The organism is Zhenhengia sp. (assembly GCF_046966505.1).
Classification (GTDB): domain Bacteria; phylum Bacillota; class Clostridia; order Lachnospirales; family Cellulosilyticaceae; genus Zhenhengia; species Zhenhengia yiwuensis.
Genome location: NZ_JBKVCH010000018.1, coordinates 1 through 16144, shown reverse-complemented (window position 1 = coordinate 16144; position 16144 = coordinate 1). Strand labels below are relative to the sequence as shown.

Annotated in this window: 13 protein-coding genes; 8 read left to right on the top strand and 5 right to left on the bottom strand. The window is 36.3% G+C overall.

Annotation, left to right across the window (positions count from 1 at the left end; all coding sequences use genetic code 11):
• Nucleotides 1-12 precede the first annotated feature (12 nt).
• From ygfK to ACLTBU_RS15420, 8 genes are all read left to right on the top strand, one after another.
• Nucleotides 13-2994 carry a putative selenate reductase subunit YgfK gene (gene ygfK, locus ACLTBU_RS15455; protein WP_412219830.1) on the top strand — a complete coding sequence of 994 codons (2982 nt, stop codon included), beginning with the start codon at nucleotides 13-15 and terminating at the stop codon, nucleotides 2992-2994.
• 19 nt (nucleotides 2995-3013) lie between these two features.
• Nucleotides 3014-5581 carry a selenium-dependent xanthine dehydrogenase gene (gene xdh / locus ACLTBU_RS15450; protein WP_412219828.1) on the top strand — a complete coding sequence of 856 codons (2568 nt, stop codon included), beginning with the start codon at nucleotides 3014-3016 and terminating at the stop codon, nucleotides 5579-5581.
• Nucleotides 5578-6945 carry an 8-oxoguanine deaminase gene (locus tag ACLTBU_RS15445; RefSeq protein WP_412219825.1) on the top strand — a complete coding sequence of 456 codons (1368 nt, stop codon included), beginning with the start codon at nucleotides 5578-5580 and terminating at the stop codon, nucleotides 6943-6945. Before xdh ends, ACLTBU_RS15445 begins: the two co-directional genes overlap by 4 nt.
• The gene (xdhA, locus tag ACLTBU_RS15440; protein WP_412219823.1) at nucleotides 6942-9227 is read left to right on the top strand and encodes a xanthine dehydrogenase subunit XdhA; all 2286 of its coding nucleotides are present in this window, start codon (nucleotides 6942-6944) and stop codon (nucleotides 9225-9227) included. The genes ACLTBU_RS15445 and xdhA overlap by 4 nt, the downstream gene beginning before the upstream one ends.
• Before the next feature lie 12 nt (nucleotides 9228-9239).
• Nucleotides 9240-10127, top strand: coding sequence for a xanthine dehydrogenase subunit XdhB (gene xdhB, locus ACLTBU_RS15435; RefSeq protein WP_412219820.1), 888 nt, complete (start codon nucleotides 9240-9242; stop codon nucleotides 10125-10127).
• Complete coding sequence (xdhC, locus tag ACLTBU_RS15430) at nucleotides 10120-10611, top strand: xanthine dehydrogenase subunit XdhC (RefSeq protein ID WP_177672118.1); 492 nt, start codon at nucleotides 10120-10122, stop codon at nucleotides 10609-10611. Before xdhB ends, xdhC begins: the two co-directional genes overlap by 8 nt.
• A gap of 673 nt (nucleotides 10612-11284) precedes the next feature.
• Complete coding sequence (locus tag ACLTBU_RS15425; protein ID WP_320650151.1) at nucleotides 11285-11710, top strand: dipicolinate synthase subunit A N-terminal domain-containing protein; 426 nt, start codon at nucleotides 11285-11287, stop codon at nucleotides 11708-11710.
• 56 nt (nucleotides 11711-11766) lie between these two features.
• A complete protein-coding gene (locus ACLTBU_RS15420) occupies nucleotides 11767-11913 on the top strand; it encodes a helix-turn-helix domain-containing protein (protein ID WP_412219817.1) in 147 nt (48 codons plus the stop codon).
• Between the two features lie 74 nt (nucleotides 11914-11987).
• Here ACLTBU_RS15420 and ACLTBU_RS15415 read toward each other — a convergent pair whose 3' ends face one another.
• From ACLTBU_RS15415 to ACLTBU_RS15395, 5 genes are all read right to left on the bottom strand, one after another.
• Entirely contained in the window at nucleotides 11988-12152 is a 165-nt protein-coding gene (locus tag ACLTBU_RS15415; RefSeq protein WP_320650150.1) for a hypothetical protein, read from the bottom strand.
• A 336-nt stretch (nucleotides 12153-12488) separates the two neighbouring features.
• A complete protein-coding gene (locus ACLTBU_RS15410; RefSeq protein ID WP_412219815.1) occupies nucleotides 12489-13673 on the bottom strand; it encodes a M20 metallopeptidase family protein in 1185 nt (394 codons plus the stop codon).
• An 877-nt stretch (nucleotides 13674-14550) separates the two neighbouring features.
• Nucleotides 14551-15420: a stalk domain-containing protein gene (locus ACLTBU_RS15405; RefSeq protein WP_412219814.1), complete on the bottom strand. Its 870-nt coding sequence runs from the start codon at nucleotides 15418-15420 to the stop codon at nucleotides 14551-14553.
• 156 nt (nucleotides 15421-15576) lie between these two features.
• Nucleotides 15577-15792 carry a hypothetical protein gene (locus tag ACLTBU_RS15400; protein WP_412219812.1) on the bottom strand — a complete coding sequence of 72 codons (216 nt, stop codon included), beginning with the start codon at nucleotides 15790-15792 and terminating at the stop codon, nucleotides 15577-15579.
• A 164-nt stretch (nucleotides 15793-15956) separates the two neighbouring features.
• On the bottom strand, nucleotides 15957-16144 hold a 188-nt coding region (locus tag ACLTBU_RS15395), incomplete at its 5' end, for a hypothetical protein (RefSeq protein WP_412219810.1).

The following is a 16144-nucleotide window of genomic DNA, read 5'->3' as shown; positions in this document are numbered from 1 at the left end:
GGAGTTAATAAAATGAATGATCGTATGACACCTATTCCTTTTCCCAAGTTAATGGAATGGATTCTAATAGAAAAAGAACATGTCTTTGGTATTAAACAGATTTTTAAAACAACATCTCATAAATATTTAAATTTATTTAACGAAAAACTTGAAATACCTTGCGGACCTGCTGCTGGCCCCCATACACAGCTTGCTCAAAATATTATTGCTGCCTATCTAGCTGGTGCTAGATTCTTTGAGCTCAAAACTGTACAGACTTTAGATGGAGAAGACTTACCTGTTGATAAGCCCTGCATAAGGGCAGAGGATGAGTGCTACAATGTAGAATGGTCTACTGAGCTTACTGTACCTGAGGCTTTAGAAGAATATATTAAAGCTTGGTTTGCTTTAAAACTTATGAGTAAAGAATTTGACTTAGGTGACCCTAACGGCTTTATTTTCAACATGAGTGTAGGCTATGACTTAGAAGGGATTCGTTCTACTAAAATTAATACCTTTATTGAAGGGCTTAAAGATGCTTCTTCTACGCCTATATGGCATGCCTGTATAGAGTGGGCTAAGTCTCATCTTCAAGCATTTCAATGTATTGATGAAACCTATCTTTTAGGCATCTCTTCTCATATTTCCTCTTCTGTTACCCTTTCTACACTACATGGCTGTCCACCTGATGAAATTGAACGCATTGCTACTTATCTTTTAAAAGAAAAAGGACTGCATACTTATATTAAATGCAATCCTACACTTCTAGGCTATGATTTCACACGCACCATTCTTAATCAAATGGGCTACGACTATCTTGTTTTTGATACTCATCATTTTGAACATGATCTTCAGTTTGATCAGGCTGTTCCTATGCTTGAAAGATTAATCGCCCTTTCGAATAAACTGTCACTTACCTTTGGTGTTAAATTGACAAATACATTCCCTGTTCAAATCACACGTTCTGAACTTCCTGGTAAAGAGATGTATATGTCTGGACGTGCACTTTTCCCACTGACTCTTTCACTTGCTTACAAACTTGCTCATACTTTTAAAGGTAACCTTAATATTTCTTTCTCTGGTGGTGTAGATGCCTACAATATTAAAGAGCTATTTGAACTGGGTATTTATCCTATCACCTTTGCAACTACACTGCTTAAACCTGGTGGCTATAACCGATTTTATCAAATTGCCTCTCTTCTTAATACTTCTAAAGAGGTGCCTCATAAACCTATAGCTCTTTCTAGACTCTACACCTTCTTACAGACAACTTATACAGATACACACTATACGAAAGCCATTAAACCTTTGCCTGCTCGTAAAATAGAAAGTTCTGTTCCACTGCTAAACTGTACTTTTGCCCCTTGTCAAAAAGGTTGCCCTATTGAGCAAGACATTCCTGAATATATACGTCTTGTAGGTGAAGGACAATATTTAGAAGCTCTTAAAGTGATTACTTTAAAAAATCCACTACCTTTTGTGACAGGTACTATCTGCAATCATACTTGTACTACTAAATGTAGACGTAACTTTTATGAAGAGGAAATCTCTATTCGTCAGGTAAAGCTAGAAGCAGCGACTCAAGGTTTTGATGCCCTTCTAGAGACTCTTACTCCTCCTTCTATTCAAAGCCCTCATAAAGTAGCTATTATTGGAAGTGGTCCTGCTGGGCTTGCAGCTGCTTACTTCTTAGCACGTAGTGGTATGGATGTTACAGTATTTGAAAAACGTAAGGCACTTGGTGGTATTGTACGTTTTGTTATTCCAGATTTTAGAATAACTAATCAGGCACTTTATAAAGATATTCGCCTTATTTGCCAGTACGGGGTTAAATTTGAACTTGGTCGTGAAATTACCTCTCTTGACGCACTTAAATCAGAAGGTTTCCAATATATACTTATTGCAACAGGTGCATGGCAACCAGGACATCTCAATTTAGAAGGTGATGTACCACTTAATGTCATCCATTTCTTAGAACAATTTAAATCAGACCCTAGCGTTCTTAACCTGGGAAAGAATGTTGCTATTATAGGCGGTGGTAATACAGCTATGGATGCTGCTAGAGCTGCTAAGCGTGTACCTGGTGTAGAGAATGTGTACTTAGTTTATAGAAGGACAAAATGTTATATGCCTGCTGACACAGAAGAACTTGAACTGGCACTTAAAGACGGCGTATTGTTTAAAGAATTGCTTAGCCCACAGCAATTTAAGGAAGGTATGCTCACCTGCATCAAAATGAACTTAGGTCATCCTGATGCCTCTGGCAGACTACAGCCTATTCCAACTGAAGAAAAAGTAAATCTTCCTATTGATACACTCATTAGTGCCGTAGGCGAAAAAGTGGATACAGATTTCTTTAAAATGAATGGACTTCCTATTGATACTAAAGGCTTTATAATTCATGACCCTTTCACCACAGAGCTACTGTCTAACACCTTTGTTATAGGCGATGCACGTAGTGGACCTTCTACAGTTGTATCTGCTATTCATGATGCAACCCTTGCTGCTAAAACTATTTTAAACCGTGAAAACTTAATATTTTCTTCTATACCAACTTCTACTCACTCGCTTAGAACGGATGAAGTCTATAGCAAGAAAGGTATATTAAAAACTAATGGTTCAGTAGAGGATGAATCTATTCGCTGCTTAGAATGCGATAAAATCTGTGAATGCTGCGTAGATGTCTGTCCAAATCGTGCTAATGTGACATTAGATGTAGAAGGCAAAAAACAAATTCTTCACATTGATTGTATGTGTAATGAATGTGGTAACTGTACGATTTTCTGTCCTTACAATAGTGCACCATACCGAGATAAATTTACCCTATTCCATACATTAGAAGCATTTAACAGTAGTACAAATTCAGGCCTATTTGTTGCGGATTTTACTACAAAAGCTATTAAGTTACGTATAGATAAAAAAATAAGCGTTTTACATGCTCATGAACTAGATGATCGCTTTACACTTAAGCCTTTCATTTTAGCACTCTTTAATGAGTATGCTTATCTTATTTAAATCTAAATAGGAGGTACACATGTCTACATTCTTTGTTAACGGCGAGCAAGTTACACCCCGTCGTAATCAAAAACTTCTTACCTTTTTGCGTGAAGACCTAAATCTTGTCTCTGTTAAGAATGGTTGCTCTGAAGGAGCCTGTGGCACTTGTATGGTACTCATTAATGGCAAAGCCACTAAAGCTTGTATTCCTCAGACTGACAGATTAGATGGAAAACATATTATAACTGTAGAAGGGTTAACTCAACGTGAGAAAGACGTGTATGCCTATGCCTTTTGTGAAGCAGGAGCCGTACAATGCGGCTTCTGTATTCCTGGCATGGTTATAAGCGCCAAAGGACTTTTAGACCAAGTTCTAGACCCTACACCTGAACAAGTTAAAGAAGCTATTAAAAACAATATTTGCCGTTGTACTGGCTATAAAAAAATCGAAAAAGCTATCTTACTAGCTGCCTCACTTTTAAGGAATCACATACCACTTCCTTCTGCTACTTCATCTGGTCAAGTAGGTGATCCCCTCGGACGTATTGATGCTATGAAAAAAGTTCTTGGGCAGTCCGAATATGTAGATGATATGCGCATAGACGGCATGATTTACGGATCTGCTTTAAGAAGTGCCTATCCACGCGCTATTGTGAATCATATTTCTACTGATGAAGCATTAAAGCTTGATGGTGTACTCGGTATTATTACATCTAAAGATATTCCTGGGGCACATAAAATAGGCCATCTCAAAAAGGACTGGGATGTACTCATTGAGGAAGGTGGTACAACGAGGTACTTGGGGGATGCTATTGCACTTATCGCTGCACGTTCACCAGAGATTGTAGAAGCTGCCAAGAAACTTATTCGGGTAGACTATACACCACTAACACCTATTACAAGTCCTATAGAAGCTTTAAAAAATGATGCACCTCTCATCCACGAAAACGGAAATGTCCTTCAGATTGAACATCTTGTAAGAGGTCAAGCAGATGAAAAGATTAAACAAGCTAAATATGTTGTAACGCGTCACTATAGTACGCCGTTTACAGAACATGCTTTTTTAGAACCCGAATCCGCTATTGCCTTGCCAAACGAAGATGGTATCCTCATTTACTCTGCAGATCAAGGTATTTATCAAACCCGTACAGAATGTGCTGCTATGCTAGGACTTGAGCCAGAGCAAGTTAGAGTCATTGCTAAAACTGTGGGAGGTGGTTTTGGCGGTAAAGAAGATATGAGTGTACAACATCATGCAGCTCTCCTTGCCTATCTCCTTAAATGCCCTGTAAAAGTATCCTTATCCCGAAAAGAAAGTCTTATTGTCCATCCTAAACGCCATGCCATGGAAATGGATTTTACAACAGCTTGTGACGAAAATGGGTACCTCCTTGCACTAAAAGCCACGATTATTTCAGATACAGGCGCTTATGCTTCTCTTGGTGGTCCCGTTCTACAGCGTGCTTGTACCCATGCAGCTGGTCCTTACAGTTATCAAGATATTGATATTTTAGGCAAAGCTGTCTATACCAATAATCCTCCTGCAGGTGCCTTTAGAGGCTTCGGTGTTACCCAAAGCTGTTTTGCTATGGAATCTAATCTTAACCTCTTAGCAGAAATGGTTGGCATCTCTCCTTATGAAATACGTCTGCGTAATGCTATACGTCCTGGGCAGGTATTACCAAATGGCCAGATTGCAAGTGATGATACAGCTCTCGTCGAAACACTTGAAGCCGTGAAACCTTATTATGATTCCCATCCTTATGTAGGGATTGCCTGCGCTATTAAAAATGCTGGTCTTGGTGTAGGGATTCCAGATACCGGACGTTGTAAACTGGTGATTATAGATGGTAAAGTGCATATTCGTACAAGTGCTGCCTGTATTGGACAGGGGCTTGGAACCGTTATGACTCAGATTATATGTGAAACGACTCATCTTCAACCAAGTGATATCATCCATGAAGCTCCAGATACGAAACTTACCCCTAATGCTGGTAATACAACAGCTTCCCGCCAGACACTTTTTACAGGTGAAGCCACTCATCTTGCTGCACTAAAGCTTGCTAAAGATTTGCAAGTCGCTTCTTTAGATATCCTAAATGGCAAGGAGTATGACGGCGAATATAGCGGTATTACAGATAAAATGGGCTCTCCTAAAGAAAACCCTGTGAGCCATATTTCCTATGGCTATGCCACTCACCTTGTCATTCTAAATGAAGCAGGTAAGATTGAAAAAGTCATTGCTGCTCATGATGTAGGCCGTGCTATTAACCCTAAAAATGTAGAAGGGCAAATAGAAGGTGGTGTCACGATGAGTCTAGGCTATGCGCTTACAGAAAATTACCCGCTTACAAACTGCACACCTACTGCTAAGTTTGGTACACTTGGCTTATTTAAAGCACCAGACGTTCCTGAAATTGAAACCATTATTATAGAAAAGAATCACTCTGATCTTGCTTATGGAGCTAAAGGTATTGGAGAAATCTGCTCTATTCCTACAGCTCCTGCTGTAGCACTCGCTTACTGGCAATATGATGGCGAATTTCGAACTAGTCTCCCTCTTATCCATACTCCTTATTTTAAAGAAAGGAGAAAAAATAAATGAGTCGTTTATTAATTAAAAACATTCATACCCTTATAAGTTGCGATGATCAAGATACTATCTATCATCATGTTAACCTTTATGCAGAAAATGGTGTCATTCATTCCATCGGTCCTCAATCTTTTGAGGCTGATCAAGTGATTGATGGCAGTCATTATTTTGTTTACCCAGGTCTTATTAATACACATCATCACCTTTATCAAGCTTTTACAAGGAATTTACCTCAAGTTCAAAATTTAGAACTCTTTGACTGGCTTAGGGCCCTCTATGAAATTTGGAAAGAACTTACCCCTGATGCTATTTATTTAAGTAGTCTAGTAGGCATGGGAGAACTCATTAAAAATGGGTGTACGACCTGTTTTGACCATCATTATGTCTTCCCTCATTCAATGAGCCATAACTTTATTGATAGACAATTTGAAGCTGCAGATACGCTAGGTATACGCATGCATGCTTCTCGTGGTAGCATGTCTCTTAGTCAAAAAGATGGTGGTCTTCCACCTGATAGTGTGGTTCAAACAGTAGATGAGATTTTAGCTGATTGCGAAAGACTTGTTAAAAAGTATCATGACCCTTCCCCTTATGCTATGCACCAAATAGTTTTTGCACCTTGCTCGCCTTTTAGTGTAACAAAGGAACTGCTACGTGACTCTGCCAAACTTGCTAGAAAACTTGGCGTTAGATTACATACTCATTTAGCAGAAACTTTAGATGAAGAACGCTTTACTTTAGAAAGAACAGGTATGCGTCCATTAGAATACATGGCAAGCCTAGGCTGGATCGGGCAAGATGTATGGTTTGCACATGGTATTCATTTTAATGATGAAGAACTCCATATACTAGCTCAAACACAAACAGGTGTGGCCCATTGCCCTATTTCTAATATGAAGCTTTCCTCAGGTGTTGCACGTATTCCAGAAATGCTTAAACTTGGGGTACCTGTAGGGCTTGCTGTAGATGGTAGTGCAAGCAATGACGGATCTAATTTACTTGAAGAGTTGCGTATGGCTTACTTATTACATCGTCTTCATTCAAGCTCTGAAGCACCCACAGGCTATGAACTCTTAAAAATGGCTACCAAAGGTAGCGCAGGGCTACTAGGCCGCACGGATATTGGCACTTTAGCACCTTACAAGACCTGTGACCTTTTCATGGTTGATTATGAAAAGCTTGAACTTGTTGGAGCTACTTATGATCCGCAATCTGCACTAGCTACAGTAGGTCTTAAACAGCCTGTAGACTATACAATCATTGCAGGTAAAATAGTCTCTCAAAACGGAAAACTTTTAGGTATAGATGAAGAAAAAATCAGTAGTATGGCACGTATGGAAGTTAGCCAGCTACTCAAAAAAGGAGGGATAAAATGAGTGTTGGTGAAAGTGTAAAACGTGTGGATGCTTATGAAAAAGTAACAGGACGTGCAAAATATACAGATGATTTATGTCCACGTACTGCTTTAGTGGCTAAAGTCCTGCATAGCACCATTGCAAGTGGTTATGTCAAATCCATTGAGACAGAAGAAGCGTTAAAAGTAAAAGGAGTTGTCAAAATTGTAACTTGTTTTGATGTGCCTTCTCATACCTTTCCAACGGCTGGGCATCCCTGGTCTACAGATTCTAGCCATCAGGACGTAGCAGATAGGCGTTTGCTTAATACACATATACGTTATTATGGTGATGATATTGCTGCTGTTATTGCTGAAGATGAAGTGGCAGCCTCCCGTGCGCTACATCTCATTAAAGTTGAGTACGAAGCCTTTACACCTCTTCTTAAACCTAACGAGGCTATGCATGCTACTTCTGCTCCTCCTATTCATGAAAATTATCCAGACAATATTTTGTGTCATTCTGATTTTGAAATAGGTCATTATGAAGAAGCAATTAAAGATCCCGACCTTATATGGTTTGAGGGTGAGTACGATACCCAAATTGTTCAGCATTGTCATATTGAGCCTGCTGTTTCTTTCGCCTATGAAGACAATCATCGTATGATAGTTGTTTCTTCTACTCAAATTCCTCATATTATGAGGCGTGTCATTGCACAGGCATTAGGTGTACCTTTTGGTCAAGTACGTGTTATTAAACCTTATATTGGAGGCGGATTTGGCAATAAACAAGATGTACTCTATGAACCCCTTAATGCCTTTTTAAGTAAGCAAGTAGGTGGTAAATGCGTCAAACTTGAACTAAGCCGTGAAGAAGTTTTTACCTGTACCCGTACACGTCATAGCATTCAAATTAAGCTTAAAACAGGCGTACGAGCTGATGGGCGTATTGTAACACGTAAAATTGAAGCATTAGCTAATCAAGGTGCTTATGCTTCTCATGGTCACGCTATTGTTTCCAATGCTATAACAGGATTCAGGCATATTTATCAGCAAGAAAAAGCTGTAAAAGCTGATGCTTATACTGTCTTCACAAATCTACCTTGTGGTGGTGCTATGCGTGGTTATGGCATTCCTCAAGTTACTTTCGCTTGTGAATCTCATATGCAGGATATCGCCGAGGCCCTTCATTTAGATCCTATTGCTTTTCGTATACAAAACGCTATGCAGCTAGGTTATAAAGATCCATTTTTAGGTATCACCTGCTACTCTTCAGGTCTTAAAGAATGCTTAGAAAAAGGGATGGAGTATATCCACTGGCATGAAAAATATCCAGCTTATCAGAATCAAACAGGCCCTATCCGTAAAGGGCTTGGAATGGGTATTTTTAGCTATAAGACAGGGGTTTATCCTATTTCTCTTGAAACAGCCAGTGCACGTCTTATTCTAAATCAAGATGGTTCCGCACAGCTTCAAATGGGTGCTACAGAAATTGGGCAAGGTGCAGATACTGTTTTTAGTCAAATGGCCGCCGAGACAATTGGCTTTACTTTGGATCAAATTCATATTGTTTCTACACAAGATACAGATATTAGTCCTTTTGATACAGGGGCTTATGCTTCTAGACAAACTTATGTCAGTGGAATGGCCGTGAAAAAGACAGCAACACTCTTTAAAGAGCGCCTTCTCTCTTATGCTGCTTATCTTTTAAAAGCTCCTGAATCTACTTTAGATATTCAAAATAATGAGATCATTAATTCTGTTACCAAAGACTGTCTAATCACTTTGCCAGCTCTAGCACTCGAAGCTTTTTATAACTTAGATTATGCTTCTCATATTACTGCTGAAAGTAGTGTACAGTGTAAAAATAACACCATTTCCTTTGGTGTTTGCTTTGCTGAAATCGAAGTAGATCTTGCTCTTGGACGTATCAAAGTACTCGATATGATTAATGTGCATGATAGTGGTGTACTCATTAATCCTCAGCTTGCAAAAGCCCAGGTCCATGGTGGTATGAGTATGGGACTAGGCTATGCTTTAAGTGAACAGTTACTCTTTGATGCCAAAGGTAAGCCGCTTAATCCTAATTTACTAGATTACAAGCTTCCTACGAGCATGGATACACCAGACCTTGCTGTAGACTTCGTAGAAACTGTGGACCCAAGTGGACCTTATGGCAATAAATCCTTAGGCGAACCACCTGCTATTCCTGTTGCACCTGCTATAAGAAACGCTTTGCTTCAGGCAACAGGTATTGCTTTTAACAGTTTGCCTATTACACCACATAAAATGATTGAAAAATTTAAAGAAAACGGCTTAATTTAAGGGGGAAATGCTATGTATGATATTGAAAATATTTATGAAGCCGTAGATATACAAGATGCTATAAAGGCTTTAGTAGAAAATCCATCTGCTATACCACTTGCAGGTGGGACAGATATACTGATTAAAATTAGGGAAGGTAAATTAGCTGGAAAATCTTTTATCAGCTTACATCATGTAGATAGTTTAAAAGGCATTACACGAGATGAACAAGGAAATATTATGATTAGGCCACTCACCACTTTTTCTCACATTACTTATCACCCTCTTATTAAGACGTACCTTCCTATGCTAGGTGAGGCAGTCGACCAAGTAGGTGGTCCTCAAATTCGCAATATGGGGACCATTGGCGGCAATATATGTAATGGTGTAACCAGTGCCGACAGTGCATCTACTCTTTTTACCTATAATGCCCTTTTAGAAATTACAGGGCCCACTGCCATAAGAAATATACCTATTACAGCCTTTTATAAAGGCCCCGGACGTGTCCATTTACAACAAGGTGAACTGCTTACAGGCATATGTATTACAAAAGAAAATTATGAAGGATTCCATGGTCATTATATTAAATATGCTATGCGAGAAGCTATGGATATTGCTACATTAGGGTGTGCAGTTAACTGTAAACTAAATGCTTCCTTAGATCAATTAGAAGATGTTCGTCTTGCCTTTGGTGTGGCAGGTCCAACACCTATGCGCTGTAACAAAGCCGAAGCTGCTGTTATAGGTCAAACAATTTCTCCTTCTCTCTTTAAGACTTTTAGTGAAGTAGCTCTTACTGAAGTCAATCCTAGAACATCTTGGCGTGCTTCTCGTGATTTTCGTCTTCAGCTTGTTAAAGAACTGAGTAAACGTACACTTAAACAGGCTATTTTATTAGGAGGAGGGCATTTAGATGATTAAAGTCATTCATTGTATAGTAAACGGTAAAGAAGAAGAAATTCCAGTTGATATACGAGAGTCTCTAGCCGATATGCTTCGGAATAGACTCTGCTTAACCAGTGTTAAAAAAGGCTGTGAAGTAGGTGAATGTGGCGCCTGTACAGTTCTTGTTGATGATGAAGCTATCGATTCTTGTATTTATCTTGCACTATGGGCAGACGGTAAAAAAATTATTACTGTAGAAGGCCTTCAGCAGCATACTTCCCTTTTAACACCTATTCAGCAAGCCTTTGTGGATGAAGCAGCTGTACAATGTGGTTTTTGTACCCCTGGACTCATTATAACTGCGGTTGAAATCGTGGGAAGTGGGAAACACTATTCTCGAGATGAACTGAGAAAACTTATTTCAGGTCATCTTTGCCGCTGCACAGGGTATCACAATATTTTAAATGCCATGGAACGTATTGTAGAAGAAGCCCATAAGTTTGTAGGCAATGAGTACTAACCTCCCTATTAAAAGAGGCTCTATTTAAGCCTCTTTTTTGTATTTATGCTATTTAACCTTTTGCTTTTATCTTGTATGAAGCCAGCTCTTACGCTTTATGCTTCAAACAGCTCTCCTTCGAGCATCCAGTCCCTTGATGCCTATTATAAGCCAGCATAACATATATGAAAAGTAACTAGATTTCATTACTCAAACACTGTATACCAATAAGGTTGAAGGTAAATCTTCAAGTCAAATTATACAAGTTCTTAATTTTGCAAGGAAAAATATCGATTAACTTGCAGATTCTTTAAATGTACTGGAAGGAAATTATTCTTGTACTCTTATTAAGTCTTCTCGCGTTAAAACCTTAGTATCTTCTATGGACTTATTTAAATATATGACTGCTTTCTTACTTAATTATGCAGAACAAAATAATCCTCCATCTAATTTTAATGTTTTGCCAATTTACTTCAAATGAGATAACATGCTTGAACAAATTCTCACAGATTATAATACTCTTAAATAACCTCTTTTTTCCTTTCGCTCTAGAAAGACTTCTATCATCTCTTTCTAGAGTTTTTTATAGCCTATTTTCTTCTTTTATAAGCATTTCCTTTTATACATGCACTTTCCTCTTTAGTCCTTCATAATTTATAGTACTGACATTTATATAGGCTAGGAGGAGAAAGCTTTGAATAATATTTCAGTTGCCGTTGTTGGTGGTGATTTACGTTTTGTAAGACTGTGTAAGATTTTATGCGATAAAGGCTTTGATACCTGGGTATTTGGTATTACGCATCCAGATATCCCCAAAGGCGCACATATTGCTACTTCTCTTGAAGACTTAAAAGTATGTCAATATGTAGTAGGTCCTATTCCTTTTACACGCGATGGAAAAAATCTATTTACCCCACTTGGTAATACAAGTATCTCTATAGAAATGTTCATTGAAAATGTAAGCCATGCTTACTTATGTCTTTCTGTTATCAAAGAAGATATGAAAAAACTTTTTGAAAAATATAATCTTCACTATATTGATTTAATGGAAATGGATGAAGTAGCTATTCTTAATGCAATGGATACAAAAATGCGTATGGCACTATATCGCATACTCTAACCTATGAGAATACACTTTATAACCATGATGAGAATTCTATTGGATATAAGATTTACATGAGAAGAAAAGAGCTTAGGCTTAGTAGTAAATATGTTTGCCAATCAGTAGGTATTGCTAAAAACACTTTACGAAGATACGAACAGGGGCAAACTATCCCTTCTGCATCTATTTTAGAGAAGTTTAAGAAGTGCTTAAAACTCTAGGACAAAAAGAGCAGAGCCGAAGCTCTGCCCTTTATAATTTTCCGCTGTATGTAACTACTTAACAAATAATATTTTTATGTAGTCTTAATTTTTATAGTAATTTTATCTTCTTCAATTTCTACATCCTGAAACTCTATACTTCTATATTTGAATCCTTTTTCTGAACCTAGCTGCTTAAATTTTTCAATAAGCTCACTACTGTTTAAGTCGTTCTTAATCATCTCTTGTATGCTTCCCATCCCATCACTCTCCATAATAATTATTAAAGAATAATATCTGTCTTATTCCTCAATAATTATTATACTTAAGTTCATCCATTATTCAACTGTATACAACTAAAAAATAAAGCTAGAGCATAGCCCTAGCTAAATGATATTTTTATTGAAATAACTATTTTTTTGTACCTTACCTTAAGACTAATCTAATTCTTTTTTCAGTTTATTTGCAACTTTTTTAAGAGGTAGTAATGCAGTAGCTAGTCCTCTACTAAGACTTAGTACATTACTTAACGCAAGTAATACTAGCGAATTAGCATCAGCAAATATACACTTAATCAAAACGACTTATTATTATGCTTACTTATTATTTTTCAGCCACATGATAGCACTATATGCATGTATAGCTGCTCCTGTAGCTAGTATAGCTTCATTAAACACAACTTTTTCACTATGCATTGGCGCTCCGAATAAAGGATTTTCTTGTTTTGAACCTGCACCTAGCATAATATATAAACTTGGAACTTCATATGAATAGGAAGCAAAATCTTCTGACCCCATGCCTCCAGATTCAAATAAAATTACTGACTGTTCACCTACCAAATCTTTCATATAATTCGTTATTTCATATGCTAAGTGATTATCGTTGATTAAAGGTGGTACTGAAGATAATTCTATTAACTGTGCTTCCCCTCTAAACATTTTTGCAGTTGCTATCACTATATCATTCATCCTATTAAATATAAATGCTCCTATTTCTTTGTCTAAGCTTCTGATAGTTCCTTCCATAATAACCTCTTCTGGTATTATATTCGGTGCATCTCCTCCAACAAATTTACCTATTGTAACAACAGCAGGCTGTAAAGCTGCTATTTCTCGACTTATTATTTCTTGTAAAGATAAATAGATATGTGCAGCTATATTTATGGGATCTATTCCTGTTTCCGGCATTGCTCCATGACATCCAGCTCCTCTTACAACGATTCTAAATCTATTACATCCTGCTATACTTGTTCCTAAACCACATAATATAGTGTTTGAGGGTGTACCAGAATGCACATGCATTGCCAGAGCTGCATCAACTTTAGGATTTTCAAGCACCCCTGCTTGTATCATCTTCTTAGCACCTGTAAATCCTTCTTCATCTGGTTGGAATACTAATTTAATAGTGCCCTCTATTTGATCTTGATTTTGTTTGAGCAACTTTGCTGCTCCTAAAAGCATAGCTGTATGCATATCATGTCCACAAGAATGCATACAGCCATTAGTTGCTTTGAAATCACATGTAGTAGCTTCCTTCATTGGTAATGCATCCATATCCGCTCGTAATAAAAATGTTTTTCCTGGTTTATTTCCTTCAATTATTGCTACTATACCACTTTCACATATCTCTTTAGGTTCATACCCAAACTCCCTTAACTTATCCATTACATAAGTTTTTGTTTTAGGTAAGTCAGCTCCAACCTCTGGGTGACTATGAAGAGTTCGTCTATAAACCATCATATCCTCTTGTATTAATCTAGCTTGTTCCATAAATTTATTCATAGTTCTCTACCTCATTTGTTTCTAGTTTTTAACCTGTCTTTTAAACATTAACTTCTCATTTATTATAATAACTTATTGTGCTAGTTAGTTGTATTTTAAAAAGATAAATATGATAACACAAAAAATTTATTTTACACTTTCATTTATTATTGCTACTATGTAAAGTGTGTAATAATGATTTGATTGTAACGCCACCTCCTAGATGGCTGTACCTAGTTATAACTTATGTACTTTGCAAAAAAATATTCCTATATAAAAAATAAGGCTAGAACCGAAGATCTAGCCTTATTTTTTATATTATAAACAAAAAGTACCTTCAATTAAGAAAGTATCTCTTTATTTATAAAACGGTCTTCTTTATGCCACTAAATGGCGTTGTTTACAAATAATAAAAAAATAAAACCCTGCCTTAAGTCGACTACAGCACATGTAGCTTACAATTTCTTGCGATAATTAAGAACTTACACTGGCTTTGTATATACTCTTAAGTATATCTGTTTATTACTTATTTGTAAATAATAGATTTAAAGTAGTAAGTCTAAAATAAATGATATTCTAAGCAAAAAAAGAAGTCCATGTTGCCATGATCTAAAAACAAAAGATACTCCTACCATATGTGTAATACAATAGATAACTCCTGTAAGGGGGGGAGTTTGCATGATTATTACAGAACAAATGTTCGTATTTATAAATAGGGATTTGTCATTTTATGCAGAAAAATAGAACCAAGCTTTCACTTAGCCCTATCTAAAATGATATTTTTATTTGCTTATTAAATAACTATTTGGTCAGTTAAAAATTACCTCTCCTTGTCAATTTTCTGTAAAAACGCTCTGCTAGATGTCATGTTCCTAGTAGAGCATCTAATTTATACTACTTATACAACTGTATTAGATATCTCAACCCACTTTCCTATGTTTTCTAGGTCTAAGATATTTAAGTAGTTTTCTTCTGTACAACTATACCATTTGCTATTTGTAACATCTTCTATTGCATAAAGTCCTGTACTGTTTCCAAATGATTGATGAGAATATATTTTATACTGTGCTATTGTGTTATTTGAACTATCATTAAACTTATATTCCTTTAATTCATAATAGTAGTCAGGAGAATCTATATCATTGTGACTACCAAAACTACTAGGTATCTCCATTTCTTTAGTTTTCTTAATCTCAAATTCATTGTACATTCTACTTATACAAATATTAGTCTTGCTTTCTGAAATAACACTTCCCATAGTCATTCCAAATTCACTTTGAATAGTGGCTATCTGTATATCGTTTATTTTTAATTTAGGAAAAGTTATACCCACTTTAGCATCTTGATAATTTATACCTAAACCTAATTCTTCTGAGATGAAACGTAAAGGCACCATAGTTCTGCCATTTCTCACATAAGGTGAAGCATCTAACTTAATAGTCTGTCCGTTTTTAATGGCTTCATTTTCTCCAATAGTCAAAATAAGTTCAGTATTATTATAGTTTATAGTTATATGGGGGTCTTGCCAATTAATACTAACCCCTAAAAATTTTGTTATTGTACTGATTGGAACATAAGTTCTCTCATTTATTACTTGTGGTAACACATCCATGTAGTACTTACCTTCACGATTAAATACATTATAACTTTCTGTAGCAACTTTATGGTCATCCATGTACATTTCAACAGTTTCTGTTGCATATAAAGGTACAGTATAAAGTAATGTTACTGATAGTACTCCTGTAAGTATTTGTAAAATTTTTTTCATCGATATCTCCCCTTTACTTGGTTATAACAATAATTTACTTATTGAATAAAATATCTCTTCTAAATATTATCACATTTGTCTAATAAAATCAGTATTTGAGCAAAAAAATAAAGGATAAGCCCATCAGGACCTATCCTCAAATAATGTTTTTATCTTCTAGTTATCTAAAAATAATAAATATGTTTTTTCTTTTTTATCACCACTACTATGACTTTCCTCTTCTACTATAATAGGTTCTTTATAGTCTTGTTCTTTTAACTTAGCAATACTTTGACTTTTAACCTGTTCTTTAAGTTGACTTAAAGAATAAGTATTCCATCCCAAAATACCTATCAATCCAACCACTACAACTCTACTTATAAGTTTTCTCATTATTTGCCTCCTTATTTTAATATATTACTATAACTATTTTTTCTTATTTTAAACTTATCACATTTTTATATTTAAATCATTATTTTTTTAAAATAAAGTATAGTCTTATTATGACTAATCTCAAATAGTATTTTCAAGCAAAAAAATAAAGGGTAAGCCGAAGCTTACCCCAAATAACTACTAACCTTAACTATTAAATCTCTTACATTCTGTTCTGTATAATTCTTATCGCTCCAAATACTAGGGCTATTAATAATCTTAGCCTCTACCATCTTAGCTACTGCAGCATCATAAGTACTTACATCAAATAACCTAACACCTATCTTACTAATAAGTGCTGGCACATTCTTAA